This window comes from Streptomyces sp. NPDC091416, from assembly GCF_044756845.1.
GTDB lineage: Bacteria > Actinomycetota > Actinomycetes > Streptomycetales > Streptomycetaceae > Streptomyces.
In genome coordinates this window covers 66,727-92,420 of the sequence record NZ_JBIVTU010000014.1, presented here as the reverse complement: position 1 = coordinate 92,420, position 25,694 = coordinate 66,727, and the positions used below count along the sequence as shown (strand labels likewise).

Here is a 25,694-nt window from a genome sequence, read left to right as displayed (position 1 = left end):
CACCCATGGCACGCTTCCCCCATGTCCGTCCTCCGCTCCATCGCCCTCTTCGTCGTCGCCGCCCTGTTCGAGATCGGCGGCGCCTGGCTCGTGTGGCAAGGGGTCCGGGAACACCGCGGCTGGGCCTGGATCGGCGGGGGCATCATCGCCCTGGCCACGTACGGTTTCGTCGCCACCCTCCAGCCCGACGGCGAGTTCGGGCGGGTGCTCGCCGCGTACGGCGGGGTCTTCGTCGTGGGGTCGATCGCCTGGGGCATGGCCGCCGACGGCTACCGGCCCGACCGCTGGGACGTGACGGGTGCGCTGATCTGCCTGGCCGGCATGGCCGTGATCATGTACGCCCCCCGCAACCACTGACCACGCCCCTGCCTATCCTGGGCCCCTACCGATCAGCTGCCCGAGGAGCCCGCCATGGCCGCCGCATCCCCCATCGCCGTCATCACCGGAGCGAGCAGCGGCATCGGTGCCGCGACCGCCCGGCAGCTGGCGGCAGCCGGATTCCGCGTGGTGCTGACCGCCCGCCGCAAGGACCGCATCGAGGCGCTCGCCGCCGAGATCACCGAGGCGGGCCACGAGGCCACCGCCTACGCCCTGGACGTCACCGACCGCGCCGCGGTCGACGAGTTCGCCACCGCGTTCCGCACCCTCGCCGTCCTCGTCAACAACGCCGGCGGCGCGCTCGGCGCCGACCCCGTGGCCACCGGGGACCCGGCGGACTGGCGCCAGATGTACGAGACCAACGTCATCGGCACGCTCAACGTCACCCAGGCCCTGCTCCCGGCCCTCACCGCGAGCGGGAACGGCACGGTGGTCATCCTGTCCTCCACCGCCGGCCTCTCCACGTACGAGGGCGGCGGCGGCTACGTGGCCGCCAAGCACGGCGAGCACGTCCTGGCGGAGACCCTCCGCCTGGAGATCGTCGGCACTCCGGTCCGCGTCATCGAGGTCGCCCCCGGCATGGTCAAGACGGAGGAGTTCGCCACCACCCGCTTCCGCGGCGACACCGAGAAGGCCGCCAAGGTCTACGCGGGCGTCGACGCCCCGCTCAGCGCGGACGACGTGGCCGACACGATCACCTGGGCCATCACCCGCCCCAGCCACGTGAACATCGACCTCCTGGTGGTCCGCCCCCGCGCCCAGGCCTCCAACTCGAAGGTGCACCGCACGGTGTGAGGGCTCACCGGCAACGGGTGCGCCCTCACACCGGGGGTCAGAACAGGCGGACACGCGGTGCGGTGTCCCAGGACATGTCCGGGTACGGGCCGCTGATGGAGCCCTTGCCGTTGCCCTGGTAGACGTGCACCTGGTAATCGATGGGCCGCATGATGTCGGACAGGCCGTCGCCGGTCACGTCACCGGTCGAGATGACGGGCGCGTCGGAGGGCCAGGCGTACGGCAGCTTCTTGCGTACGCCGAATCCGCCCCTGCCGTTGCCCGGGTACAGGTAAAGACCCCGGGACTTGTCGCGGGCCAGCAGGTCGCTCCTGCCGTCACCGTTGAAGTCGCCGGGTGCGACGAGCTGGTTCATGGCGTTCCAGCCGCCGGTGCCGGACACCTTCCGGTGGCCGAAGGCGCCCTTGCCGTTGCCGGGGTACAGCCACAGCACCCCCGCCTTGTCGCGGGCCAGCAGATCGCGGCGGCCGTCACCGTTCAGGTCACCCGCGGCGCTGATCTCGTACATCGTGTTCCAGCCGCCGCCGACCCTGACCCGTGCGCCGAACGTGCCGTCGCCGCGGCCCGGGTAGAACCACAGCACGCCGGACGTGTCACGGGCGAACAGGTCCTCCTTGCCACCACCGTTGTAGTCGCCGTGCCGGACCAGTTGGGTCATGACGTTCCAGCCGCCGCCGACGAGCTTGCCCTTGGTCTGCCAGTCCGCGCCGGTCACCCCGGACATGGACCAGAGACGGCCGTCGTCCGCACGCTCCAGCCCGTCGGAGACGCCGTCGTTGTTCAGGTCGCCGAACTGGGCGGCGGCGGGCAGCCCGGCGGGCCGCTTCTCTTTCGGCCCCCAGTCGAGCCACGCGACGCCCTGGGTGACCTCGTACTCCGTCGTCGCCATGCGCACGGAGCCGATGTTGTTGTCCCAGACCTTGCCGAAGCTGCCACCGGTGAGGTCGAGCCCGCCCGCGTGCGGCTCCAGGAGCAGGGTGTCACCGCCGAACTTCGCCGCGGTGTGGGCGACGACCCACATCCGGCTGTTGTTGACGAGCGAGGATGTCCTGTCGTTGAAGGTCCCCAGGCTGGACTGGCTGCCCGTGAGCGTCTTCATCTGGCCGGTGTAGTAGCTGTACTGGAAGAGGCAGAGCTTCCCCGAGGGGCAGCGGGCCTCTCCGTCGGCCGCGGCGGCCTGCGGGGCCGCGGTGACCAGGGCGGCCAGTGATGCTGCCAGGGCCACGGCAGTGGCGGCCGCACGGCGGCCCGGGATGGTTCCACGCATGCGAGCGGACTCCGTTTCGTTGGGAAGTGGGCCGGGGGACCGGTCAGAAGACGAAGGTGGCCTTCGCGACCTCACCGAAGGTCTTCGCGGTCTTGAGGCCACCGTTCGCCGCACCGGTGCCGGGGTAGACCCGGATGCCGGTCTGCGACGGGGCGTGCGCGATCAGGTCGGGCCGGCCGTCCCCGGTGACATCGCCCAGTCCGGCGAGTTCCGTGAGCGCGTTCCAGCCCCCGGTCCCGATGAGCTTGCGGGCCCCGAAGGCACCCTTGCCGTTGCCCGGGTAGAACCAGAGCCGGCCAGCGGTGTCCCGGGCCACCAGGTCGGCCCGCTTGTCGCTGTTCATGTCTCCGGCGCCGACCAGTTCGTTCATGGCCTTCCACCCGCCGCCGACCTTCTTGCGGGCGCCGAGGACACCCCTGCCGTTGCCGGGGTACGTCCACAGCGTGCCCGCCCCGTCGGAGGCGAGCAGATCCCCCTTGCCGTCCCCCGTGAGGTCTCCGGCCGCGACCAGGTCGCGCATGGTGTTCCAGCCGCCGCCGACCCGGGACCGTACGCCGAAGCTGCCGTCGCCGCGGCCCGGGTAGAACCACAGCACGCCGGACGTGTCACGGGCGAACAGGTCCTCCTTGCCGTCGCCGTTCTGGTCGCCGTGCCGGGTCAGCTTGTTCATGGCGCTCCAGCCGGCGCCCACCAGCCGGTCCCGGCTGCCCGATTCGTAGGTGTGCGAGGACCACAGCTGTCCGAACTTGTTACGGGACAGCAGGTCGGCGAACCCGTCGGAGTTCACGTCCCCGAAGGCGGCGGAGGCCGGCTGCCCCGCAGGGCGGGCCTTGGGTCCGTAGTCCCAGTTGTACGTGGCGTACCGGCTCTCGCCCGCGCCGCAGAAGTAGTCCGCCTCCGGCCCGACGTCCAGGGAGCTGACGGTCCTGTCGAGCTGGGGCGTCGAGCTCTCGTCGAAGGATTCACTGCCCGCGTACGAGTGGGTGGCCTCGCCCCTCGGGTCCAGGTTCGGCAGGGTGTTGAAGCACACGGCCCAGTCGGTGTAGTTGGCGAACGAACGGATGCGGTTGTCCCACGAGCCGAGCGTCAGCCTGCTCTGCTTGACGACGAGCATCTGGCCCTGGCCCAAGGGCGCGCTGAACACACACAGGTCTCCCCACGGACAGCGGTCGTACCCGCTCGCCGCTTCGGCCGGCACGGTGACGGCCGCGGCGAACACGCCCGCGACAGCACCGGTCGTGAGCACGCCGCGTAGGGCGCGGGAAAGTTGGCTACGCACTCGGTTTCCCCCCAGAAATGGTGCAGAGCGGCCTGCGCACCACTCACTGATGCGCAGCCGAAGTGCCCGAATAGTAAGGGGTCGGTGAGACACCCGGCATTCCGGTTCCCGGACACCGCTCCCGCGCCACCGCGCTCAGCCCTTCACGCAGATGATCTGCTTCAGCTTCGCGACGACCTCCACCAGGTCGCGCTGCTGGTCGATGACCTTCTCGATCGACTTGTAGGCGCCCGGGATCTCGTCGACGACGCCGGAGTCCTTGCGGCACTCCACGCCCCGTGTCTGATCCTCCAGGTCCTTCGTGGAGAAGCGACGCCTTGCGGCGTTCCGGCTCATCTTCCGGCCCGCGCCGTGCGAGGCCGAGTTGAAGGACTTCTCGTTGCCGAGGCCCTTCACGATGTACGAGCCGGTGCCCATGGAGCCCGGGATGATGCCGAAGTCACCGGAGCCTGCCCGGATGGCACCCTTGCGGGTGACCAGCAGGTCCATGCCGTCGTACCGCTCCTCCGACACGTAGTTGTGGTGACAGGAGATGACCGGTTCGAAGGTCACCTTGGCCTTCTTGAACTCCTTGCGGACCACGTCCTGGAAGAGCGCCATCATGACCGCACGGTTGAGCTTCGCGTACTCCTGCGCCCAGAAGAGGTCGTTTCGGTAGGCCTGCATCGGCGGGGTGTCCGCGAGGAAGACCGCCAGGTCACGGTCTACCAGGTCCTGGTTGTGCGGCAGCTGCTGTGCCCGGCCGATGTGGAAGTCGGCCAGCTCGTTGCCGATGTTCCGCGACCCGGAGTGCAGCATCAGCCAGACCGAATCTTCCTCATCGAGACAGAACTCGATGAAGTGATTCCCCCCGCCAAGCGTTCCCATCTGCTTTATGGCACGTTCCTGACGGAACTTGACCGCATCGGCCACCCCGTCGAACCGCGCCCAGAAGTCGTCCCAGCGCGGCACCGCGAGGTCGTGCAGCCGGTCCGGGTCCACCGGGTCGCTGTGCATACCCCGGCCCACCGGAATGGCCTGCTCGATCCTCGACCGGAGCGGGGACAGGTCCCCGGGCAGGTCGTTGGCGGTCAGCGACGTCCTGACCGCGGACATTCCGCAGCCGATGTCCACGCCCACCGCCGCCGGGCAGACCGCTCCGTGCATCGCGATCACCGAGCCGACCGTGGCGCCCTTGCCGAAGTGGACGTCCGGCATCACGGCCAGGCCCTTGATCCATGGCAGGGTGGCGACGTTGCGCAGCTGCTGCATGGCGACGTCCTCGACCGAAGCCGGATCGGCCCACATGCGGATGGGGACCTTCGCTCCCGGCACCTCTACATACGACATAACCCCTCGATTCCCCCGAAAAGACTGAAAGCGCAAAACCGGTGCCAAGGTCGGCAAAAGAGTCGGTCGACCGGCGTTCACGGCGGCGCGTGCGATACACATTGTGTCCACCGGCCGCCATCGAGCGGCAACCGTTTTTCGCGCGAAGGGAGCCCAGGACCGTGCGACGAATGGCGTACGTACCAGGCGCCGTGCTGATCGCGGCACTCGTTGCCGGCTGCAGTGCCGGCACCGAAGGCGACGCATCCGCCACCGACAGCAAGCCCGGCACCCTGGCCGCCTCCGCCGCGCCCCCGGGCAGGTACCGCACCCTTCCCGAGGCCTGCCGCGCCATCCCGCTCGCCACGTTGAAGGACCTGCTGCCGGGCGCCGCGCAACTGCCCGAGGCCCAGCAGGAGCAGGTGTACGAGGGCACGCCCTCCGGAACGTTCGACACGGACCGCCGCGTCGGCTGCAGCTGGAAGTCCGAGGCGGCCGACGCCTCCCGCAGCGTCACCGTCGACTTCGAGCGGGTCGTCTCGTACGACCCGGCCGTGAGCGACGACGACCGCGCCCGCGAGGTGTACGCGAAGAAGGAGGAGGCCGCGGACCTTCCCTCGGTCTCCCTGCCGCCCGACGACACGGAGAAGGAGCCGGGGAAGGGCGCGGTCTCGCCCGAGGGTCCCCCGACGGGCAAGCCGGGCGCCGACGGGAAGACGGACGCGACGTCCGTCGCCGGAGCCGATCCGGGCAGCAGCCCGAGCGGCGACACGGGCGCCGGCACGGGTGACGCCGCGGACGGCGGCACGGCCGGCAGCCCCGCCGAGAACCTCCGGCCCCGCGTCCTCGACACGCTCGGAGACAGCGCGTTCCTGGACGATCTGCTCACCCCGGCAGGTTCCACCGCACAGCACCGCACGGTGAGCGTGGTATTCCGCACATCGAACGTCATCGTCACCATCCGGTACACCGCGCAGCCCGCCGTCCCCACCGAGGTCCCCGACAGCAAGGAACTGCAGGAGAAGGCCCAGGCACTGGGCGAGAAGCTGGTCGACCGACTCAGCGAGTAGCCCCGCCCCCGGCCGCCACGGGCCGCCCCCGGGTCCCCCGGCCGAGGCGGCATCCGGGACCCGTCCGTCGTACCGTGGCCCTCCGGACCACCCGCCCGACCGCCGCGCCACCCGAGTGAAGGAACCATGCACCGATCAGCCCCGCGACTCACCCGCATACTCGCCTGCGCCGCCGTCCCGGTGATGCTCGTCGTCGCCGGCTGCTCGTCGGACTCCGACGGCAAGAAGGACGACGCCTCCTCGTCGTCCGCCGCACCGGACGCGACGAAGACAGAAGCGGCCGTCGCGCCGGCGAAGTTCGCCGAGCTGCCCGACCCGTGCAAGTCGATCACCGCGAAGACGGTCAAGTCCCTGGTCCCGTCGGCCAAGAACAAGAGCGGCACGCGCGGCAAGTCCAGCGACACCGCCGCCCGCGGCGGCTGCTCCTGGAACGGCCTCGACGACAACGGCGTCAAGGGTTCCCAGTACCGCTGGCTCGACGTCGGTTTCACCCGCTTCACGTCCGACCAGGCCCTGGGCAGCGGCGCGGACCGGGCCCAGGCGGACTACACGAAGCAGGTCAGCAAGGCCCAGGCCGCCGAGGGTGCGAAGAAGCTCGCCACCGCCCCCGCCCCCGCCGGCTCGATCGGCGAAGAGGCCACCAAGGTCACGTACGACCTCACCAAGACGGGTGAGGACTTCAAGTACGCGACGGTCATCGCCCGTACGGGCAACGTCGTCGTCACCGTCAACTACAACGGTGCCGGCTACGCGGGCGCCAAGACCCCGTCCGCCGCGGACATCCTGAAGGGCGCCGAGAAGGCCGCCGGCGAAGCGGTCGCCTCGGTGGCCGCCGCCAACGACGCCGGAGAGCCGAGCGGCTCGCCGAAGCCGTCCCGGTCCGCTTCGGCCAAGGCCTCCGCCTCCGCCACGAAGACGGACTGACCGCCCCCGCCCTCTCCTGCGACGAAGCCCGGTCCTCGCCCTGGGAACCGGGCTTCGCCCCTCCCCGCGCGACACCCCGCTCCGGCATGTGCCAGGCTGTGCCCGCCGGATCTCGAAGTCGTCCTGCTGGAACGGACGTCGGGGACAAAGAATTGGGGAGGGGTCGCGGGTGGCCGCGATGCAGCTGACACGCACTCACCGGATACTCGTCGGGCTCGTGGTCGCCGGTGCGGTGCTCATCGCGGCGATCGGTTTCGCCGGCTCGTACGCGGCCGTGCGCGAGCTCGCCGAGCAGAAGGGCTTCGGCAGTTTCTCGATCGTCTTCCCGATCGGCATCGACGCCGGCATCTGCGTCCTGCTCGCGCTGGACCTCCTGCTGACCTGGCTGCGCATCCCGTTCCCGCTGCTCCGGCAGACCGCGTGGCTGCTGACCGCGGCGACGATCGCGTTCAACGGCGCCGCCGCCTGGCCCGACCCGCTGGGCACCGGCATGCACGCCGTCATCCCGGTCCTGTTCGTCGTCTCCGTCGAGGCCGCCCGTCACGCGGTGGGCCGGATCGCCGACATCACCGCGGACAAGCACATGGAGGGCGTCCGCCTCACCCGCTGGCTGCTCTCCCCGGTGCCGACGTTCCGGCTGTGGCGGCGGATGAAGCTGTGGGAGCTGCGCTCCTACGAGCAGGTCATCAAGCTCGAACAGGACCGGCTGATCTACCAGGCCCGCCTCCAGGCCCGCTTCGGCCGCAACTGGCGCCGCAAGGCACCCGTCGAGTCCCTGATGCCGCTGCGTCTCGCCAAGTACGGCGTCCCGCTCGCCGAGACCGGCCCCGCCGGACTCGCCGCCGCCGGCATCGAACCGGCCCTGCTGCCCCCGGCCCCCGCCACGGCCCAGGCCGCCGTCGCGGAGACGGCCCCGCAGCCGGAGCTCACGTCCGCGCCGCAGCAGAACGCACAGGACCAGCAGGACCCGCAGGACCCGCAGCAGCCGGGTCAGCAGGAGCAGTACGCCAAGACGGTGCCCGGGGAGTGGGCCGAGGAGCAGCAGCTCCCGGAGGGTCCCGGCGCGCACGACAGCCCGTGGTTCGCGGCGCAGGTTCCGGACGGGGCGTACGAGGGCTCGTACAACCCGATGTACGTCGAGGGCCTGGAGCCCACGCCGGTGATGATCCCGTCGGGCCCCGGGGGCCGTACGCGGCCGCTGGGCAACGTCGGCACGATCGGTGCGGTGCCCGGCCAGCGTACGGAGCAGATGCCGATGGCCCCCGCGGCCGGCGAGGCCGCCGAGGCGCAGGAGCCGGTGCAGGAGCAGTTCCCGGTGCAGGAGCAGCAGCCGAGGCCCGTCGTGGAGGCCGCCGACGAGTGGGCCGAGGAGTGGGCGCAGGAGGACGCGGAGTTCAGCGAGATCGCGTACGAGGTCTTCGCCGCGTTCGTGACCCAGCACAGCACGTATCCCAGTATCGAGGTTCTCGACATACATCTGTCGGACGGGCACAACGTGCGGCACCCGCGCAGTGCGGCTCTGCTCCGCCAGCTGATCCAGGGTTTCAAGAACCGCTACCACGCCGAGCTGGAGGCCGACCACATCGCGTGACCCGGCCGGAGAACGGCGTCGGGAAAAGCACCGAGAACGGCTGAGGGCCGTCCCCCGTATCACCGGGGTGACGGCCCTCGGCCGTTCTCGTTTGTGCAGGTCCACGCGGATCACCGAGGCCCGGGAATGTCTCGAAAGAGGCATTCCCGGTACGTCCTAGGTCCTCTACATATCGTGCGGCGGCCGACCTAGATTCGATGGTGTGCCGCAGTGGAAACGCCCCCGGCGATTCGCACGGCACGGAAATCAATCGATTTCGCGTTGTCCGTCGCGCCGCCGGAATTCGTCCGCTCCGTGTCCCCGTTTCCCCTCGCTTCACGGAATCCGGATTCCGCCGGCCCACCATGAGAGGAACCCCGTGTCCCGCGCCCTTCCGCTAAGAGCCGTGCTCGCCTCCGCGGCCGTTCTCACGGCGATCGCGCCGATGGCCCTCCCGGCCCCCGCCCTGGCGCATTCGCCCGCCCCGGCGTCCTCGGCCGCCGGCCGACACACCGGGCCGGACGTGATCAACACCCGGGCGGCCGACGTCTACCCGGAGGGCGTCGCCTGGGACCCCACGCGCCGTGCCTTCCTGGTCGGCTCCGCCCTCAAGGGCAGCCTCTCGGTGATCCGGCTGGACGGCACCGTCGAGGAGCTCGCGCCGAGCATCGGCATGGTGTCCACGCTCGGCGTCCGGGTGGACACCGCGCGCAACCGCATCCTCGTCGCGTACAGCGACTTCTGGATCCGCCAGCGCCTGGAGGTCGGCGACCAGCCCCCGACCTCGGGTGTGGCCGTCTTCGCCCTGGACACCGGCAAGCTGCAGCGCCGTATCGATGTCGCCCAAGGGCTCCCGCGGACGTTCGCCAACGACCTGACGTTCGATCCGCAGGGCAACATCTACGTCACGGACTCCGTGTCGCAGATCTTGCAGCGGATCGACCTCGCCGGTCATGTCACCCCGGTGGTGAGCGACCCCCGGTTCGCCGCGCAGATCGTCGGCCTCAACGGCATCGTGTGGCATCCGGACGGCTACCTGCTGGCCGTTCGCTACGACGACGGCCGGATGTTCCGGATCCGTCCCGACGCCCCGGCCGGCCGCAAGGTCGCCGAGGTGGACCTCGCCGAGCCGCTGGTGGGTACGGACGGGCTCGGTCTGCGTGCCGACGGCTCCCTGGTGGTCGTCACCAACTCCATCGGTGCCGCCGTCGGCGCGCCCGGCGGTGTGGACGCCGTCAAGGTCGTGGGCTCGCGTGACGGCTGGCGCAGTGCGTCGGTCCGCTCGCGGGTGGACCCGTGGCCGGTCGGCGGCCCGACGACGGTGGCGGTGACGCCGTACGGCGACTACGTGCTCAGCGGTGAGGTGGGGACGGTGCTGGTCGGGGAGACCTCCGACCGTATCGTCCTGCGCCGCCTTCCCTGCCCGGGCCCGGTGCTCCACGGCCGCGACGCCCAGGGCCACTTCACGAGCAGCACCTCCACGAGCGGTAAGGGGATCCTCCGATGACGACAACCAGGAGCCGAGGCGTTCTGTGGGCGCTGGTGGCCACGTCCCTGCCCATGTTCATGGTCTCGCTGGACAATCTCGTCGTCACCAACGCGCTGGCGGAGATCAGCCAGGACTTCGACGTGAAGCAGTCGGAGCTGCAGTGGGTGATGAACGGCTATGTGCTGGCCTTCGCCGGTCTGTTGCTGGCGGGTGCGGCGCTGGGTGACCGGTTCGGGCGCCGCCGGGTGTTCCTGGGCGGCATCGCCCTGTTCACGCTGTCGTCCGTGGCGTGTGCGATGGCCGGTTCGGTCGTGACGCTCGTCATCGCCCGGGTGTTCCAGGGCGCGGGTGCGGCGGCCATTCTCCCGGTCTCGCTGACGCTGGCCGTGGGCGCGGTGTCGCGGGCGCAGCGGAATCTGGCCGTCGGTGTGTGGGGCGGTGTCAACGGTCTGGGGATCGCGGCGGGTCCGCTCGCGGGCGGTCTGGTGACCGAGAAGATCGAGTGGAGCTGGATCTTCTGGATCAACGTGCCGGTCGGCGTGATCGCTCTGCCGCTCGCCCTGTGGGCGGTCGGTGAGAGCCGCGGCAAGGAGCGGAGCCTGAACGTCCCGAGCATGGTGCTGGTGACCGCGTCGGTCGTGTCGGCGGTCTGGGGCATCGTCTCGGCCGCGGACCACGGCTGGACGCACGCCAACACGCTGACCGGGCTGTCCCTGACGGTGGTCCTGGCGGTGGGGTTCATCCTGTCCGAGCGGAACAGCAGGTACCCGCTCATTCCGACGCACATGTACCGCGCGCCGGCGTTCGTGCTGAGCAACGTGGTGTCGATCACGATGTACTTCGGTGTCTTCGGGTCGATCTTCTTCCTCACGCAGTTCCTCCAGGGCCCCATGGGCTACTCGCCGTTCGAGGCGGGGCTGCGCACCATCCCGTGGACGCTGGCGCCGATGTTCGTGGTGCCGGTGGCCAGCCAGTTCGTGGACCGGATCGGCGGCGGTGTGCTCCAGGCGGCGGGCTGCGCCCTCCAGGGCGTCGGGCTGGGCTGGATCGCCCTGGTCGCCACGCCCGACGTCGGATACGGCGCCCTGGTGCCGGCGCTGGCACTTGCCGGTATCGGTATGGGCCTGGTCTTCGCGGGCAACCCCGCCACGGTGATCTCGGCGGTGCCGGAGAACGAGCAGAACAAGGCGTCCGGCGCCAACAACACCAGCCGTGAGTTCGGCGGCGCGCTGGGTGTGGCGGCACTGACCACCGTGTTCAGCCGTCAGTTCGCCGACAACACCTCGGGCGATCCGGCCGCGGCGTTCACCGACGGTCTGGTGGCCGCTCTGTGGATCGGTGTGGCCGTCGTGATGGTCGGCGCGGTGAGCGGCATGCTCATCCGCCGCAGCGCGGAACGGGCCGGCGACGAGGCGGCCGAGGAGAGCCAGGTGTCGGTCCCGGTCGGCTGACCGGTCCGAGGCCCGGCAGACCACCCCGAGATCTGGTTCGGAGGAACCGATGACCACCCAGGTGCTGGAAGACGCCGCGACGTCCGTGGCTCCGGCGATCGAGTACGGCCGCACGATCGAGCGCTCGCTCGCCCACCGTTCCGCCATCTCCGAGGTCTTCGTCACGGACGTCAGGAGTCTGCGGCCGATGGCGGTGACCGCGGGCATCCACCTGCCGCTCACCCACCTCTACTACAGCGACCACCGGCAGCAGCCGAAGCTGCACGACTCCCTGCTGCTGCTGGAGGCGGGCCGGCAGTCGGCGATCGCCGGTTCCCACACGAACGCCGGTGTTCCGGCGGGGACCCTGGCCATCGTGCACGCCTTCCGGTTCTCCCTGCGGAATCTGCACGCGCTGCGGATCGGCGGGGAGCCGGGCCCGCCGAGGGTCGACACGGACTTCTTCGGCAAGACCGCCCGGCACAGCGGGCGTTACCGCAAGGGCCGGCTGGAGCAGCGGGTCTTCATGGGTGACGTGCACGTGGCCGATCACTCCATGGACGTCCTCTTCCTCAAGGGGGACGAGAACGAGATCCTGCGTCATGCGCAGCGCGGCACGCCCGCGCCGCTGAGCTCGGACTTCACCGAGGTGCCGGGTGTCGCCGTGCGGGTGGCGCCGGAGCTGGTGGGCCGTGACAACCCGTTGAACGTCGTGCTCGCGGAGCCGGAGTTCACCGCGGGTTCCGTCACGGCCCGGGTCGCGCCGCGCTTCGACAACCCGGCGCTGTTCGACCACGTCTACGACCATCTGCCGGCCATGACGCTGGTGGAGGCGGCGCGCCAGCTGGCGCTGCTGACGGTGGCGTCCGCCGGGTCCGGCCGGGCGGCGTCCGGCTCGGGTGCGCTGTGTGCCGTCGGTTACGAGGGCGGGTTCGAGCGTTTCGCGGAGCTGGACGTGCCCCTGACGGCGACCGCGACGCCGGCTCCGGCGGATGCCGGGCAGCACGCGGTGCGGGTCCGATTCCACCAGGACGCAGCCGAGATCGCGGAGCTCACCGTCACCGTGGCCGATGTCTCCCACCTCCACGGATCCTCCAGGAGCCGTCATGTCTGACACCGCACCACCGCGTCTGGCCGTCTGGTCGGACTTCGGCGGGGTCCTCACCCCGCCGCTCGCCCACACGATGAAGACGTTCTGCGCCTCGATGGGCCTCGATCAGGAGGTCCTCGGCCGCGCGCTGGCCACGGTCACCGCCCGTTACGGCACCAGCGACATCATGGAGCCGATCGACACCCCGGTGGTGACCGAGGAGGCGTGGCTCCAGGAGGTCGGCGATGTGCTGGAGGCCGAGCACGGTGTGACGCTCCGCCTCACCACGATGGCGGACGCCTGGTTCGACGGGCGGGAGACCAACCACGCCTGGCTGGCCGAGTTGCGCAAGGCGCGCGAGCGCGGGGCGTTCGTCGGGATGCTCTCCAACATGGTGCCCGCCTGGGACCCGTACTGGCGGCGCATGATCGAGCCCGACGGGCTCTGGGACGACGTGATCCTGTCGTTCGAGGTGGGCCACCGCAAGCCGTCCTTGGGCATGTTCGAGCTCGCCGCGCGACGGGCGGGCGTGCCCGCGGAGCGCTGTGTGCTCGTGGACGACCTCGCGCAGAACTGCGCGGGTGCGGAGGCGGCCGGCTGGCAGTCGGTGCTCTTCGTCGACGCCGCGAGCGCCGGCGAGCAGCTCGCGTCCCTGTGGGAGGACGTCTCATGAGGCGGCGTCCGCCGAACCCGACCGCGGTCCGGCCCCGTCCGGCCGTCCCGCGGCAGCTCACCAGGAGGAAGTGCACATGAGCCGCTCCGTACTCGTCACCGGCGGAAACCGGGGCATCGGGCTCGCCACCGCGCGGGCCCTGGCGGCCGAGGGACACAAGGTCGCCGTCACCTACCACAGCACGCCGCCCCCGCCCGGCTTCTTCGCCGTGCGGTGCGATGTGACCGACCCCGGGCAGGTGAGGGCCGCCGTCGAGGAGGTCTCCATCCAGCAGGGGGCCGTCGAGATCCTGGTCTCCAACGCGGGCATCACCCGTGACCAGTTGCTGATCGGCATGCCGGAGGACGACTTCCGGTCCGTGATGGAGACGAACTTCCAGGCCGCGGTCACCGTCACCCGCGAGGTCGTCCCGGCGATGATCAAGGCCCGCTGGGGCCGGCTGATCTACATGTCGTCCATCAACAGCATGTCCGGCGCACCGGGGCAGACCAACTACGCCTCCGCGAAGGCCGCGTTGATCGGGTTCGCCCGTTCGCTGGCCATCGAGCTGGGCCGGCGCAACGTCACCGTGAACGTGGTGGCCCCCGGAATGATCGAGACCGACATGGTCGAGCACGTCACCGACGCGCGCCGCGAGGCCGCCCTGGCCCGGACCGCGCTGGCCCGCACCGGCACCCCCGAGGAGGTGGCCGCGGCCGTGCGCTTCCTCGCCGGCGAGGACGCCTCGTACGTGACCGCCGGGGTCATCCCGGTGACCGGCGGCCTGGGCGCCGGGCACTGAACAGCCGCGCCCGGCAGGCCAAGAGCAGATTTCCGGGGTATCTCCCCGGGTTCCCACCCACCGTTCGAGGAGCAAACAGATGAGCACCGAAGCACTCGACCTCTCCATCAACATGGGCCTGATCTTCAACGACCTGAGCGAGGAGGCCGCGCTCAAGTACGTCGCGGACGACTTCGTCGACTACGAGGCGCAGGCCGGCGTCCCGAACGGCCCGTACGGCTACCTGGGCACCGCGCGCTGGGTGCACAGCGCGTTCGAGGGCGCCAAGTGGGAGCACCTGGACAGCTTCTCCGAGGGGGACCGCGCCGTCCTGCGGCTGCGCTTCACCGGCAAGCACACCGGCGACTTCCTCGGCATGGCGCCGAGCGGACGCAACGTGGACGTCGAGCAGACCCACATCTACCGGATCGAGAACGGCAAGGTCGTCGAGCACTGGGGCTTCCGCCAGGACCTGCTGCTGCTGACGCAGATCGGCGCCATCACCCTCGTGCCGCCGACCCCGGCCGCCGTCTGACCACCCGGCCTTTCCGGCCCGTTTCCTGAGACCTGTCGCGCCACCCCTTCACGTTCGCTCCTTACGAAAGGACCCACCATGACCGTGCAGACCGTGGAACTGGATGCCGAGCTGCGGACCCGCGTCATCGACATCGTCAACGAGGAACTGGAACTGGAAGACGGTGAGCTGACCGAGGACGGTCTGTTCATCGAGGACTACGACAGCGACTCGCTCACGCTGATAACCGTGGTCTCCCGCATAGAGAAGGAACTCGGTTTCGTCCTGCCCAAGGAGGAGCTGGAGTCCCTGACCACGCTCCGCACGCTGCTGCTCGCCGTCGAGGGATGCGCGCGGAATGCCTGAGCCCACCTTGCGCCGAGTCGTCATCACGGGGCTCGGAGCGGTCAGCCCGGTCGGAATCGGCGTGCGGGACTTCGCCGATTCCCTCCGGGCGGGCCGGGTCGGCATCGGGCCGGCCCGCAGCTTCGACGCCACTCCCTTCCCCAGCCGCAAGGCCGCCGAGGTCGACGACTTCGACCCGGCCGCCCTCCTGCACCACCTCGAACCGGACCGCTGGGGCCGCAGCGCGCTCCTGGCCGCCGCCGCCTCCCGGCTGGCGGTCGAGGACTCCGGCATCGACCCGCTGCTGCTCTCCGCCGGCCGGTCCGGCTCCATCATGGGCACCACCAGCGGCGAGTCCGCGGTGGCCCAGAGCCTGGGCGGCCAGTGGGTCACCCAGGGCCTGAAGGGTCTGGAGCCCCGTCTGGTCGGGCAGTTGCCGGCGGGTCAGATCGCGGGCGCCGTCAACGCCGAACTCGGCCTGAGCGGCGACGCGCAGACCATCCCCACCGCCTGCTCGGCCAGCAACTACGCGCTGGGGTACGCCTTCGACATGGTGCGCCTGGGCGAGGCCGACTTCATGCTGGCCGGCGGCGCCGACTCCGTGAACCGGCTGACCCATGCCGGGTTCTACGCCCTGGGCGCCATGGCCCAGGACCTGCCGCAGCCGTTCGACGCGAACCGTTCGGGCATCATCACCGGCGAGGGCGGGGCCGCGCTGCTGCTCGAACCGCTGGAGCACGCCCTGGCCCGCGGGGCCCGTATCTACGCCGAGGTGCTCGGGTACGCGGCGAACTGCGACGCCTCCCACATGGTGCACCCGGACGCCACGAGCATCGCGGAGTGCATCAAGCAGGCGCACCGCAACGCCGGGGTCGTCCCCGACCAGATCGACTACATCTGCGCCCACGGCACCGGCACGCCGACCAACGACGCGACGGAGGTCCGGGCGGTCCGCCAGGTCTTCGGCGACCGGCTGCCCCCGATCAGCTCGATCAAGTCGATGCTCGGCCACACCATGGGCGCGGCCAGCGGTTTCGGCGCCATCGCCTGCTGCACCGCCCTGGAAGAGGGCTTCCTGCCGCCGACCGCGAACCTGGTGGAGACGGACCCGGAGCTCGGGCCGGGCGTGGACTGTGTCCCGGGCCGGGGCAGGGACGCCCGGGTGGAGATCGTCCAGAACCACGGCTTCGCCTTCGGCGGCAACAACGTCATCACCATCCTCGGGAGGTACCTGTGACCACGGCCGCGCCCGTCCAGCCCCTGCCGGTCGTCGGCGTCGGAGTGGTCTCCAGCGCGGGCTACGGACTGGCGTCCCTGGCCGGAGAGCCGGACAGCGACGTCGTGTCCGGGCCGGAGTCCGTCGCCGGGGCGGAGGCCTACCCGCCGCGTCCGCTGCGGCCCGTCCCCGGCTTCAGGGCCGCCGACCACCTGGGCCGCAAGGGCATCAAGAACCTGGACCGGCTCGCCCAGCTGAGCCTGGTCGCCTGCAAGCAGGCCCTCGAAGCGGCGGGGCCGGCGGCGGCCGGTACGGACCCGGCCAGGACCGGCGTGGTGCTGGCCACCAACACCGGCTCCATCGCGGGCTACTCCGACCTGCTGTACGAGACCCTGACCCTCGACAAGCCCTACCTGATCAATCCGGGCAAGTTCGCGGGCAGCGTCATGAACTGCAGCGCCGGGCAGATGGCCATCCGGCACGGGCTCAAGGGCCTGAACGCCACGGTGGCCGGTGGCCGCAGCGCCGGCCTCTACGCCTTCCGGCACGCGAGGCTCGCCATGGCGGCGGGCCGTGCCGACGAGTTGCTCGTCGGCGGCGCCGAGGAGCTCAGCGCCCCGGCGGCCTGGGCCTGGCACCACGCGGGAACGCTGCGGGAGACCGCTCCGGTCGGCGAGGGCAGCGCCGTCTTCGTCGTCAGGGCCGAGGAGTCCGCCGGTGAGCAGGTCCTCGCGGAGCTGCTGGCCTGCGAGGTCGGCTTCTTCGGCTGGACCGGGGTCAACCGGCGGGCCGGGCTCGGCCGCGGCCTGACGGACGGCCTGGTCACCGCGATCGGCCGCGCCCTGGAGCGCAGCGGAGTGGCGGCCGGGGACGTGGCCGACGTGTCCCTGGGCGCCGGTGACCACATCGGGCTGGACCGGGTGGAGGAGCGGGCCGTGCGGCTCGCCCTCGGCCGGCTGCCGGACCCGGTGCGGGTCACCGAGGTGCTGGGCGAGACGTACAGCGCCGGCGGGGCCATGCAGCTCGCGGCGCTCCTCGCCCGCTGGCAGAGCTCCCCGGGCGGCGGGGAGCCCCGCATCGGTCTGATCACCTCGGTCGGCCACGACGGCAACGCCGGTGCGCTGGTCGTACGCGAGCGGGTCCGGCCCGCGACAGGAACGTGAGTCCCGCCTTCTCCCGTGCTGGAACTCCAGACAGGACCTACAGGAACAGGACGGTTGAACCGCATGGTGAAGCGGGATGAGTGGGACGCCGTCGTCGTCGGCAGCGGTATGGGCGGCCTGGTGTGTGCGGCGTACCTGGCTGTGAGCGGCCGTCGCGTCCTCGTACTGGAGCAGCACGACGTGGCGGGCGGGAACAGCCATGTGTTCCGCCGCCGCCGGGCCTACGAGTTCGACGTGGGCGTGCACTACCTGGGTGACTGCGGTCCGGGCGGGCTGCTCCCGGCGATCTTCTCGGGGCTGGGCCTCGACGGCCGGGTGACCTACCGGGAGATGGACCGGGGCGGCTTCGACCGGATCGTGCTGCCCGGTCTCACGGTCGATGTGCCCGTGGGCTGGGAGGCGTACACGAAACGGCTGACGCAGGCGCTGCCTTCGCAGCGCGAGGGCATCGAGCGGTTCACCCGGATCTGCGCGGCCGTCGGGGCGGAGACCCGTTCGATGATGCTGTCGGACGGTGAGCCGTCCCTGGCCGAGCTGCTGGCGCGTACCCCGGTCACCGCCGAGTGGGGCCGCCGTACGCTCTCCGAGCTGTTCGACCACTGCGGGCTGGACCCGCGGGCGCGCACCGTGCTCGCCGCCCAGTCGCCCAACTACGGGATGGGTCCGCGCCAGGCCACCGTCTCCACCCATGCGGCCGTCACCGACCACTATCTGCGGGGCGCGTACTACCCCGAGGGCGGTGGCCAGGTGCTCGCCGCGGCGCTGGTCGAGGCGCTGGAGGCGCACGGCGGGGAGCTGCGGACCAGGAGCCGGGTGGAGCGCATCCTCGTCGAGGACGGCAGGGTCACCGGGGTGGGGATGAAGGACGGCGACGTCCACCGCGCTCCCCTGGTGGTGTCGAACGCGGACTACTCGCGGACCGTGTTCGACCTCGTGGGAGAGGAGCACTTCGGCCGCAGGGTGGTGTCGAGGACCCGGCAGGCGAAGATGGCGCTGCCGCTGGCCACGCTCTACATCGCCACGGACACGGAGCTGCCGGCCCGTCCGAACGCCAATCTGTGGTGGTACCGGGACGACGACATCGAGGCCTATTACGAGCAGGTGGCGAAGGAGACCATCAGCCCGGTTCCCTTCCTCTTCGCGTCGTTCGCCTCGCTGAAGGACCCGGGCACGGCGGCCGTCTGCCCGCCGGGGCACAGCAACTTCCAGGTGATGACGCTGTGTCCGCCCGGATACGAGTACTGGGGTGTGGACCGGGGCCCGGCGGCCGGTGAGCGCTACCGGCGCAACGAGGGCTACCAGCGGCGCAAGGCCGAGCTGACCGAGGCGATGCTGAGCACCGCGGAGGAGGCGCTCGGCCCGTTCCGGGAGCACATCGTGCATCTGGAGACGGCGACCCCCATCACCCACGAGCGCTACACGCTCGCCACCGGCGGGACACCGTACGGGCTGGCCGAGTGGGGCGGTACGGGCAGCCGTCCCGACACCCGCACCAGCATCGAGGGCCTCCACATGGTGGGGACCAACACCCGGCACGGCACCGGCATCACGGGCTCCGCGGCCGGCGGGATGGCGCTGGCCGGGCAGCTCCTGGGCCGCGGTCTGATGGCCGAGGTCCACCGGGGCGCGCTCCTGGGCGACCCGGACCTCCTTCCGGAGCGTGCGGAGGGCTGGGACCCGCTGGCCGTCTCCCGCGGCTCCGCCCGGCAGGGCGCCCGGGGACTGGCCCGGATCGGCTGATGGACGGAACGCGTAAAGCCCCGGGGAGCGAATCCCCGGGGCTTCCCGCGTTCCCGCGCCGTCCGCGCGGGACAACCGTCCTACTTGGCCCGGCCGAGGCCGAGCTGGCCCGCCCAGCCGCCGTCCACGCGCAGCAGTTCACCGGTGATGTACGTGGAGTCCTCGCCGGCCAGGAAGGACACCGCGCCGGCCACCTGCTCGGGGGTCGCGAACTCGCGCAGCGGCAGCTGCCGTTTGATGGCCCTGCCGCCGTCCTTCTCCAGCAGTCCGCCGATCAGGTCGGTGGCGGTGAACCCGGCGAGGACCGCGTTGACCCGGACCTCGAAGCGGGCCAGTTCGACGGCGGCGGCCCGGGTGAAGGCGTTGACGGCGCCCTTGGAGGCGGAGTAGTTGGACTGCCCGACCCAGCCGCCCTCGCCCATGACCGAGGAGATGTTGATGACGTTGCCCTCGCGCTGCGACATGAAGTGGCCGGCTGCGGCCCGGGTGCAGTGGTAGACGCCGCCGACGTTGACCTTGAGCACCTCCCACCAGTCCTCGGGCGACTGGTCGAATATGAGCCCGTCCCGCGCCACTCCGGCGTTGTTCACCAGGATGTGCAGCCCGCCGAGCCCGGCCATGGTCTCGTCCACCAGCCGCTGGGCGGCGTCCGGGTCCGACACGTCGGCCCGCAGGGCGATCGCCCGCCCTCCCAGGGCGGTGATCTCCTCGACCGTCCGCTCGGCCTCGTCCTTGCGGGAGCGGTAGTTCACGGCGACCGCGGCACCGTCGGCCGCGAGACGGAGCGCGATGGCCCGTCCGATGCCGCGGGAACCACCGGTGACCAGGGCGGCCCGGCCTTCGAGGCTCATCAATGGACTCCTTCTCCAGGCGAATGGGATGCGTGCCGCAATTCCGAATACGCCGAACACGCTTATTCAGCATGCCTGTCGACCTTGCCGCCGACCGATACCACCTCGGCCGCCCACGATGTTCCTTTCGAGGCACCACCAGGCACGACCGGCCGCGGGAACGTCGTTCAAGTGGTCCGCCGGGGGTCTCGGGAATTGGCCTGGAACTCGTTCCCGGCCCGCTGCGAAGCTCCTTTCACTACGACAGCGAAGGGCGGTAAAAAGATGAGGAAGAAAGGCAGTTCACCTTCCGTCATCGTCGGATACGGACACGCGGGCCGCGATCTGCACCATCGCGCGCTGCGGGACCTCACGGGCGGCCGGTCGACGGTGATCGCCGTCGATCCCCGTCCCGCCGAGGTGGCGGGAGGGCAATGGGTGCCGGACGTCCGCGGCGCCGTGACGGCGCTGTGGGCGGAGGGTCACCGGGTGGCCGACGCCGTCTTCCACGTGGCGGTGCCGCCCGACGCCCACCGGGACTGCCTGGAGCAGCTCCTGCACGCCGGGGCGCAGCGCTTCATCCTGGAGAAGCCGATCGCGCACACCGTGCAGGAGGCCGCCCATCTGGTGGAACTCGCGGAGGCCACCGGGGCCGTGGTGCTGCCGATGAGCGTCTGGCCGGCCAGCAGGGTCACCGAGGCCGCCGAGGAGCTCGTCGCCTCGGGGACGATCGGGGAGCCGGTCTCGTACCACATGGAGCAGAGCAAGCCGCGCTTCCGCCGTTCGCTCCAGACCCAGGGGCACGGCAGCGCCTTCGAGGTGGAGCTGCCGCACCAGTTGCTGCTCGCCCTGCATCTCGCGGGGCCCGTCGCGGAGGTCACCGGCTCGCGCGGCTGGGACCTGCCGCTGCCGTCCGGCCGGCTCGCCCGCCTCGGCGGTGCCGAGGTCACGTTGCGGCACGCCTCCGGCGTACGGACCACGCTGTACACCGATCTGGCCTCGCCGGTACGCCGGCGGCGGCTCCACATCCACGGCACCGAGGGCACGCTCGTGGCGGACTACCCCGTCTCCGGCGACGACGACTTCGGTCAGGTGCGCATCGCCGGACGGCCGGTCCGCAAGGTCGTCCAGGACGCCCCGCTGACCCGGTTCATCGAGCAGGCGTACGCCCACTTCCGCGACGAGTCCCCGGCGCCGCGCAGCGATCTCGCCCTGCACCTGGAGTCCATGGAACTCCTCGACGCCGCCCGCGCCGCCGCGTTCGCCGACTCCGCCACCCCGGCCCCGCAGGAAGCAGCATGAGCACCGTTCTGATCATCGAGCCCCGTTCCTCCGGACTGGAGCTGGTGACCCGGGCCCATGAACTCGGGCACACCGCCCTGGTGCTGACCGCCGGCACCGGGCCCGGCACCGCCCCCGCGAAGGCCGACCGGGTCATCACCGCCGACACCTCCGACCAGGCCGCCGTGCTCGGCCTCATCCGCGCCCTGCACGCCGAGACACCGCTGGACGCGGTCCTGCCCGGCTTCGAGCACTTCGTCTCGCTCGCCGCCCACGCCGCCGCCGCGCTCGGCCTGCCCGGCATCGACCCGGCGGGAGTGGAGTTCCTGCGCCACAAGCACCGGATGCGCCGGGCCGTGGACGCGGCGGGGCTCGACCAGCCCCGGTACCGGATCGTCTCCGGCGCACGGTCGGCCGCCGCGGCCTACGCGGAGCTCGGACCGGTGTGCGTGGTCAAGCCGGTCGACCAGTCGGGAAGCCTCGACGTCCGCCGGGCCGGCTCAAAGGCGCAGGCCGTGGCCGCGTTCCGCAGGGCGCTGCGCTCCGGCCGGGCCGACGGCTCGCGCGGCGGCCTCGGACTGGTGCTGGTCGAGGAGTACGTCGAGGGGCCGGAGTACAGCGTCGAGGGCTACGTCGAGGACGGCCGGGTGCACATCCTCGGCATCACCGAGAAGATCCTCGGGGCCGAACCGCACTTCGTCGAGGTCGGGCACATCGTGCCCGCCCAGCTGAGGACATCGGCGGCCCGGGAGATCAGGACGTACATCGCCCGCGTCCTGGACGCCGTCGCCCTGGGCATCGGGCCCTTCCACGCCGAGCTGCGGATGTCCGCGCGCGGCCCGCTGCTGATGGAGGTCGCGGCCCGGCTGCCCGGCGACCGCATCCCCGACCTGCTGCGCCTGGCCTGCGGCCACGATCTGTACGAGATCATGCTGCGCTGCTACCTGGGCCTTCCCAACCCCGAACCGGCCGTGTCCCGTACCGGCGCCCGGGCCGGCATCCGCTACTTCCTGCGGCCCGGCCTCGACACCTACCGCGAGTTCCGCGTCGACCCGGTGATCGAGTCCGATCCGCGGGTGCGGGAGATAGGCGTCCTCCTGCCGCCGGGAAGCGCCCTGCCGGACCCCGGCAGTTCGGCGGGCCGGCTCGGTTACGTGCTCGCCGCGGGCGCCTCGTACCGGGAGACGGCGGGGGTGCTGCGACGCGCCGAGCGTGCCGTGACCTTCAGCTGAGCCATCCGCAGGACTGTCCACGAACCATCCGGAGACCCGATGAACCGCCATGTCCTCATCCTCAACCGCTGGACCAACTCCTTCGCCGAGTACCACCGTTACTTCGACCACACGGTCGACCGCGTCGCCTATCTGACCACCGCGGCGGGCCGCCCGCCGCTCGACGGGGAGCTGGCCGAGGACATCCGCGTGCTGTCCGATCTCTCCGACACCGCCGACGTCCTGGCGCAGACCGCTCAACTGATCGAGCTGTACGGCCCGTTCACCCATGTCCTCGCACTCTCCGAATTCGACCTGGAGCCCGCGGGCGAGATCCGCCGGCACTTCGGCATCCCGGGCCGCGGCCCCGGGGAGGTCGCCGCCGTGCGGGACAAGGTCGTGATGAAGGGCCTGGTCGCGGCGGCCGGCCTGCGGGTGCCCGCCTTCCAGGAGACGCCCACGGCCGCCCGGGTACGGGAATTCGCCGCACGGCACGGCTATCCGTTCGTCCTCAAGCCGCGCGCGGGCGCCGACAGCCAGGGCGTGCACGTGGTGCGCTCCGAGGAGCAGCTGGAGACCCTGCTGGACGGCACCGGCCTCGCCGACGCCCAGTGCGAGGAGTTCATCGACGGGGCGCTCTACCAGATCGACGGGGTCGTGCAGGGCGGCAGGCTGCTCACCTCGCGGGCCTGGCGCTGCGGCGGCAGCTGCCTCGACTTCGCCACCGGCACGGCCTTCAGCTCGGTCGCCAACGACGACCCGGACTTCGAGAAGCGGGTGACCGGCTTCGCCGAGCGCGTGTGCGCCGCCCTGGACCTCACCGACGACGTCTTCCACCTTGAGGTCTTCCGGACCGCGCGGCCCTCGGGCGACGGCGACGACCTGGTGTTCCTGGAGATCGGGGCCCGGGCCGGCGGCGGTCAGGTCCGGGTCGTCTGGGAGGAGGTCTACGGGGTCGACCTGGTCGCCGCCTCCGCACGGGTGCAGCTCGGCGAGGACCTGACGATCGCGCCGATGGACCTGGACGGCCCGGTCGCCGGGTATCTGATGATGCCCGAGCCGCCCGTGCGCCCGGCCGTCGTGGACGCCGTGACCTCGCTGGTGGGCCGGGTGCCCGCGCTCTGTTCCGAGACCCTGCCGCCTCCCGGCACGGTGCTCAGCGGCAACGGCGGCGCCGTCCACACCGCCGGCACGTTCCGCTACCGGGCCGACCGCTCGGAGCAGGTCGAGGAGGCCATCCGGCAGACGCTCGCCGCCTACCGGCTCGACTGGCACCCGCAGGGCGGGCAGCCCGCCGACGCCGGAGGGCCGACGGCCCGGGAGGCCCTCCATGTCGTCGGCTGAGCTCCTCGACCGGGCCGGGCCCCCGTCCCCGGAGCCGCCGCCCCAGGGGCTCTGGCACCACCGGGACTTCCGCCGGCTGTGGGCCGGACAGACGGTCTCCCTGCTCGGCTCCCGGGTCACCGAACTGGCCCTGCCCGTCACCGCGATCGTGCTGCTCGACGCGAGCCCGGCCCAGTTGGGACTGCTGAACAGCGCCCAGTACCTGCCGGTGCTGTGCGTGACCCTGTTCGCCGGGGTGCTGGCCGACCGGGTGCGCCGCCGTCCGCTCCTGATCACCGCCAACCTCGGCCGGGCCGCGATCCTCACCGCGGTGCCGCTGCTCGCCTGGCTGGGCGGGCTCGGCGTCTGGGCCCTGTGCGCCGTGGCGTTCGCGACCGGGGTGCTCACCGCCCTGTTCGACGTGGCGTACCAGGCGTACGTGCCGTCCCTGGTGGCCAAGGAGCAGCTGGTCGAGGGCAACAGCAAGCTCCAGGGCAGCCGTTCGGTCGCGGAGACGGCGGGCCAGGGGCTCGGCGGGACACTGATCCAGGTGCTCACCGCGCCCGTCGCCATCCTGGTCGACTGCCTGGGCTACCTCTTCGGCGCGGCCATGCTGCTGCGGATCCGCACCCCGGAGGCCCGGCCGGTCCGCGCGGCCGGGGCCCGGTCCTCGGTGCGCAAGGACATCGCCGCGGGGCTGCGCATGACGCTGAACAGCAGACTGCTGCGCGTGATCATGCTGCACGCCTCGCTGTACAACCTGCTCTGGGACGTCGTCCTGGTCGTCTTCCCGCTCTACGCCATCCGCGTCCTGCACCTCGGCCCGGCCGGCCTCGGCCTGGTCATCGCGGTCGGCAGTGTCGGCGCGTTCGGCGGCGCGCTGTCCGCGGGCCGGCTCGGGAAGCGGCTCGGAGTGGGCCGCGCCATGGTGACCGGCATGGCCGTCGCCTCGTTCGCGACGCTGCTGCTGCCCCTGGCGGCCGGTGCCGGCACCGGGCCCGGATACGCGCTCCTGGCCACCGGCTACGTCCTCAACGGCTTCGGCATCGCGATCTTCAACATCCACTCGATCACGCTGCGCCAGGCCACCGTGCCCACCGAACTCATCGGCCGGGTCAGCGCCACCTTCCGCTTCCTCACCTGGGCGGTGATCCCGGTGGGCGGACTGCTCGGCGGGCTGCTCGCGTCCGCGGCCGGTCCGCGGACCGCGCTGGCCGTGACGGCGGGCGGGCTGACCGCGGCGGCGCTGGTCTTCCTGTGCTCCCGTACCGCGGTCCGGTCATGAGCGCCGGCCCTGACAGCATGGACGACCCCGACAGCACCGATGTCCCCGTTCCGGATCCAGGAGAAGACATGTACGTCAAGGTATGCGGTCTGAGCCGCCCGCAGGATGTGGCGGCCGCGGTCGAGGCCGGCGCCGACGCGATCGGGTTCGTCCTCACGCCGAGCCCCCGCCGGGTCGCCCCCGCCGATGTCCGCGCGCTGGCCGCCCTGGTGCCCGCGGGCACCGCGACGGTCGCCGTGTTCCGCGGGGAGCCGCTCGACGAGGTGCGCCGGGCCGCCGCCGAGGCGGGCGTCGACACCGTCCAGCTGCACGGGGCGGAGCCGCCCGAGGCGTTCGCCGCGCTGCGCGCCGACGGGTTCCGGCTGATCCGGGCCACGTCCCCGGAGGGCGGGGCGCCGCTGGAGACCGGTGCGTACGGCGAGGACCTGCTGATCATCGACTCGCCCCGGCCCGGCTCCGGCGAGCGCTGGGACCCGGCCGCACTCGGCGTCTCCCCCACCGGTCCGTGGCTCCTGGCCGGCGGTCTCGCCCCGGACAACGTCGCCGGGGCCGTCGCCGGACTGCGGCCCTGGGGCGTGGACGTCTCCAGCGGCGTCGAGCGCACCCGTGGCGTGAAGGACCCGGAGCTGATCAGGCGGTTCGTCGCCGCGGCCAAAGCGGCGGCCGCCTGACCGGACCGGTCCCGGCGCACTGCCACCAAGAGTGAAGCCACTGCCTCCTAAGGCGAATTGAGGGCGCATCGGTGCGGCCCGC

Annotated in this window: 24 protein-coding genes; 20 read left to right on the top strand and 4 right to left on the bottom strand. The window is 71.6% G+C overall.

All coding sequences use genetic code 11. The features are described 5' to 3' along the window. Positions 1-21 precede the first annotated feature (21 nt). Both ACIQMX_RS33220 and ACIQMX_RS33215 read left to right on the top strand, forming a co-directional pair. Positions 22-357 carry a YnfA family protein gene (locus ACIQMX_RS33220; RefSeq protein ID WP_326660831.1) on the top strand — a complete coding sequence of 112 codons (336 nt, stop codon included), beginning with the start codon at positions 22-24 and terminating at the stop codon, positions 355-357. 54 nt (positions 358-411) lie between these two features. Beyond that, a complete protein-coding gene (locus ACIQMX_RS33215; RefSeq protein ID WP_326660829.1) occupies positions 412-1,173 on the top strand; it encodes an SDR family oxidoreductase in 762 nt (253 codons plus the stop codon). Positions 1,174-1,210: 37 nt separating this feature from the next. Here ACIQMX_RS33215 and ACIQMX_RS33210 read toward each other — a convergent pair whose 3' ends face one another. The 3 genes from ACIQMX_RS33210 to ACIQMX_RS33200 form a co-directional block, all read right to left on the bottom strand. Beyond that, the gene (locus ACIQMX_RS33210; protein ID WP_402483720.1) at positions 1,211-2,440 is read right to left on the bottom strand and encodes an FG-GAP-like repeat-containing protein; all 1,230 of its coding nucleotides are present in this window, start codon (positions 2,438-2,440) and stop codon (positions 1,211-1,213) included. Positions 2,441-2,483: 43 nt separating this feature from the next. Continuing rightward, positions 2,484-3,719, bottom strand: coding sequence for an FG-GAP-like repeat-containing protein (locus ACIQMX_RS33205; protein WP_402483718.1), 1,236 nt, complete (start codon positions 3,717-3,719; stop codon positions 2,484-2,486). A 135-nt stretch (positions 3,720-3,854) separates the two neighbouring features. After that, the gene (locus ACIQMX_RS33200) at positions 3,855-5,048 is read right to left on the bottom strand and encodes an RtcB family protein (RefSeq protein ID WP_402483716.1); all 1,194 of its coding nucleotides are present in this window, start codon (positions 5,046-5,048) and stop codon (positions 3,855-3,857) included. A 170-nt stretch (positions 5,049-5,218) separates the two neighbouring features. Here ACIQMX_RS33200 and ACIQMX_RS33195 point away from each other — a divergent pair, with 170 nt between their 5' ends. The 13 genes from ACIQMX_RS33195 (at position 5,219) to ACIQMX_RS33135 (ending at position 19,011) form a co-directional block, all read left to right on the top strand. After that, the gene (locus ACIQMX_RS33195; protein ID WP_402483714.1) at positions 5,219-6,097 is read left to right on the top strand and encodes a DUF3558 domain-containing protein; all 879 of its coding nucleotides are present in this window, start codon (positions 5,219-5,221) and stop codon (positions 6,095-6,097) included. A gap of 126 nt (positions 6,098-6,223) precedes the next feature. After that, positions 6,224-7,021 carry a DUF3558 family protein gene (locus ACIQMX_RS33190; RefSeq protein WP_402483712.1) on the top strand — a complete coding sequence of 266 codons (798 nt, stop codon included), beginning with the start codon at positions 6,224-6,226 and terminating at the stop codon, positions 7,019-7,021. A 178-nt stretch (positions 7,022-7,199) separates the two neighbouring features. Beyond that, the gene (locus ACIQMX_RS33185) at positions 7,200-8,612 is read left to right on the top strand and encodes a DUF2637 domain-containing protein (protein ID WP_402483710.1); all 1,413 of its coding nucleotides are present in this window, start codon (positions 7,200-7,202) and stop codon (positions 8,610-8,612) included. A gap of 358 nt (positions 8,613-8,970) precedes the next feature. Next, positions 8,971-10,098, top strand: a complete 1,128-nt coding sequence (locus ACIQMX_RS33180; RefSeq protein WP_402483708.1) for an SMP-30/gluconolactonase/LRE family protein — start codon at positions 8,971-8,973, stop codon at positions 10,096-10,098. Next, on the top strand, positions 10,095-11,531 hold the full coding sequence (locus tag ACIQMX_RS33175; protein ID WP_363068934.1) for an MFS transporter: 1,437 nt from the start codon (positions 10,095-10,097) through the stop codon (positions 11,529-11,531). The genes ACIQMX_RS33180 and ACIQMX_RS33175 overlap by 4 nt, the downstream gene beginning before the upstream one ends. A 49-nt stretch (positions 11,532-11,580) precedes the next feature. After that, positions 11,581-12,624, top strand: coding sequence for an AfsA-related hotdog domain-containing protein (locus ACIQMX_RS33170; protein ID WP_363068932.1), 1,044 nt, complete (start codon positions 11,581-11,583; stop codon positions 12,622-12,624). Further along, the gene (locus ACIQMX_RS33165; RefSeq protein WP_363068930.1) at positions 12,617-13,273 is read left to right on the top strand and encodes an HAD-IA family hydrolase; all 657 of its coding nucleotides are present in this window, start codon (positions 12,617-12,619) and stop codon (positions 13,271-13,273) included. The genes ACIQMX_RS33170 and ACIQMX_RS33165 overlap by 8 nt, the downstream gene beginning before the upstream one ends. 76 nt (positions 13,274-13,349) lie before the next feature. Further along, entirely contained in the window at positions 13,350-14,054 is a 705-nt protein-coding gene (gene fabG, locus ACIQMX_RS33160; RefSeq protein ID WP_363068928.1) for a 3-oxoacyl-ACP reductase FabG, read from the top strand. Between the two features lie 79 nt (positions 14,055-14,133). Next, positions 14,134-14,568, top strand: coding sequence for an ester cyclase (locus ACIQMX_RS33155; RefSeq protein WP_363068926.1), 435 nt, complete (start codon positions 14,134-14,136; stop codon positions 14,566-14,568). A gap of 78 nt (positions 14,569-14,646) precedes the next feature. Next, positions 14,647-14,913, top strand: a complete 267-nt coding sequence (locus ACIQMX_RS33150) for an acyl carrier protein (protein WP_148020103.1) — start codon at positions 14,647-14,649, stop codon at positions 14,911-14,913. Then, on the top strand, positions 14,906-16,129 hold the full coding sequence (locus ACIQMX_RS33145; RefSeq protein WP_363068924.1) for a beta-ketoacyl-[acyl-carrier-protein] synthase family protein: 1,224 nt from the start codon (positions 14,906-14,908) through the stop codon (positions 16,127-16,129). Before ACIQMX_RS33150 ends, ACIQMX_RS33145 begins: the two co-directional genes overlap by 8 nt. Next, positions 16,126-17,271, top strand: coding sequence for a beta-ketoacyl synthase N-terminal-like domain-containing protein (locus tag ACIQMX_RS33140; protein WP_402483705.1), 1,146 nt, complete (start codon positions 16,126-16,128; stop codon positions 17,269-17,271). The genes ACIQMX_RS33145 and ACIQMX_RS33140 overlap by 4 nt, the downstream gene beginning before the upstream one ends. Before the next feature lie 63 nt (positions 17,272-17,334). After that, a complete protein-coding gene (locus tag ACIQMX_RS33135) occupies positions 17,335-19,011 on the top strand; it encodes a phytoene desaturase family protein (protein ID WP_402483703.1) in 1,677 nt (558 codons plus the stop codon). 80 nt (positions 19,012-19,091) lie between these two features. Here ACIQMX_RS33135 and ACIQMX_RS33130 read toward each other — a convergent pair whose 3' ends face one another. Next, positions 19,092-19,862 (bottom strand): 3-oxoacyl-ACP reductase family protein, encoded by a 771-nt coding sequence (locus tag ACIQMX_RS33130; RefSeq protein WP_363068918.1) that lies wholly within the window; start codon positions 19,860-19,862, stop codon positions 19,092-19,094. Between the two features lie 264 nt (positions 19,863-20,126). Here ACIQMX_RS33130 and ACIQMX_RS33125 point away from each other — a divergent pair, with 264 nt between their 5' ends. From ACIQMX_RS33125 to ACIQMX_RS33105, 5 genes are all read left to right on the top strand, one after another. Next, on the top strand, positions 20,127-21,143 hold the full coding sequence (locus ACIQMX_RS33125) for a Gfo/Idh/MocA family oxidoreductase (protein WP_363068916.1): 1,017 nt from the start codon (positions 20,127-20,129) through the stop codon (positions 21,141-21,143). Then, positions 21,140-22,354, top strand: coding sequence for an ATP-grasp domain-containing protein (locus ACIQMX_RS33120; protein ID WP_363068915.1), 1,215 nt, complete (start codon positions 21,140-21,142; stop codon positions 22,352-22,354). The genes ACIQMX_RS33125 and ACIQMX_RS33120 overlap by 4 nt, the downstream gene beginning before the upstream one ends. 39 nt (positions 22,355-22,393) lie before the next feature. Beyond that, positions 22,394-23,677: a hypothetical protein gene (locus ACIQMX_RS33115; protein ID WP_363068913.1), complete on the top strand. Its 1,284-nt coding sequence runs from the start codon at positions 22,394-22,396 to the stop codon at positions 23,675-23,677. After that, the gene (locus ACIQMX_RS33110; protein WP_363068911.1) at positions 23,664-24,941 is read left to right on the top strand and encodes an MFS transporter; all 1,278 of its coding nucleotides are present in this window, start codon (positions 23,664-23,666) and stop codon (positions 24,939-24,941) included. The genes ACIQMX_RS33115 and ACIQMX_RS33110 overlap by 14 nt, the downstream gene beginning before the upstream one ends. A 68-nt stretch (positions 24,942-25,009) precedes the next feature. Further along, a complete protein-coding gene (locus ACIQMX_RS33105; RefSeq protein ID WP_363068909.1) occupies positions 25,010-25,612 on the top strand; it encodes a phosphoribosylanthranilate isomerase in 603 nt (200 codons plus the stop codon). Positions 25,613-25,694: the final 82 nt, after the last annotated feature.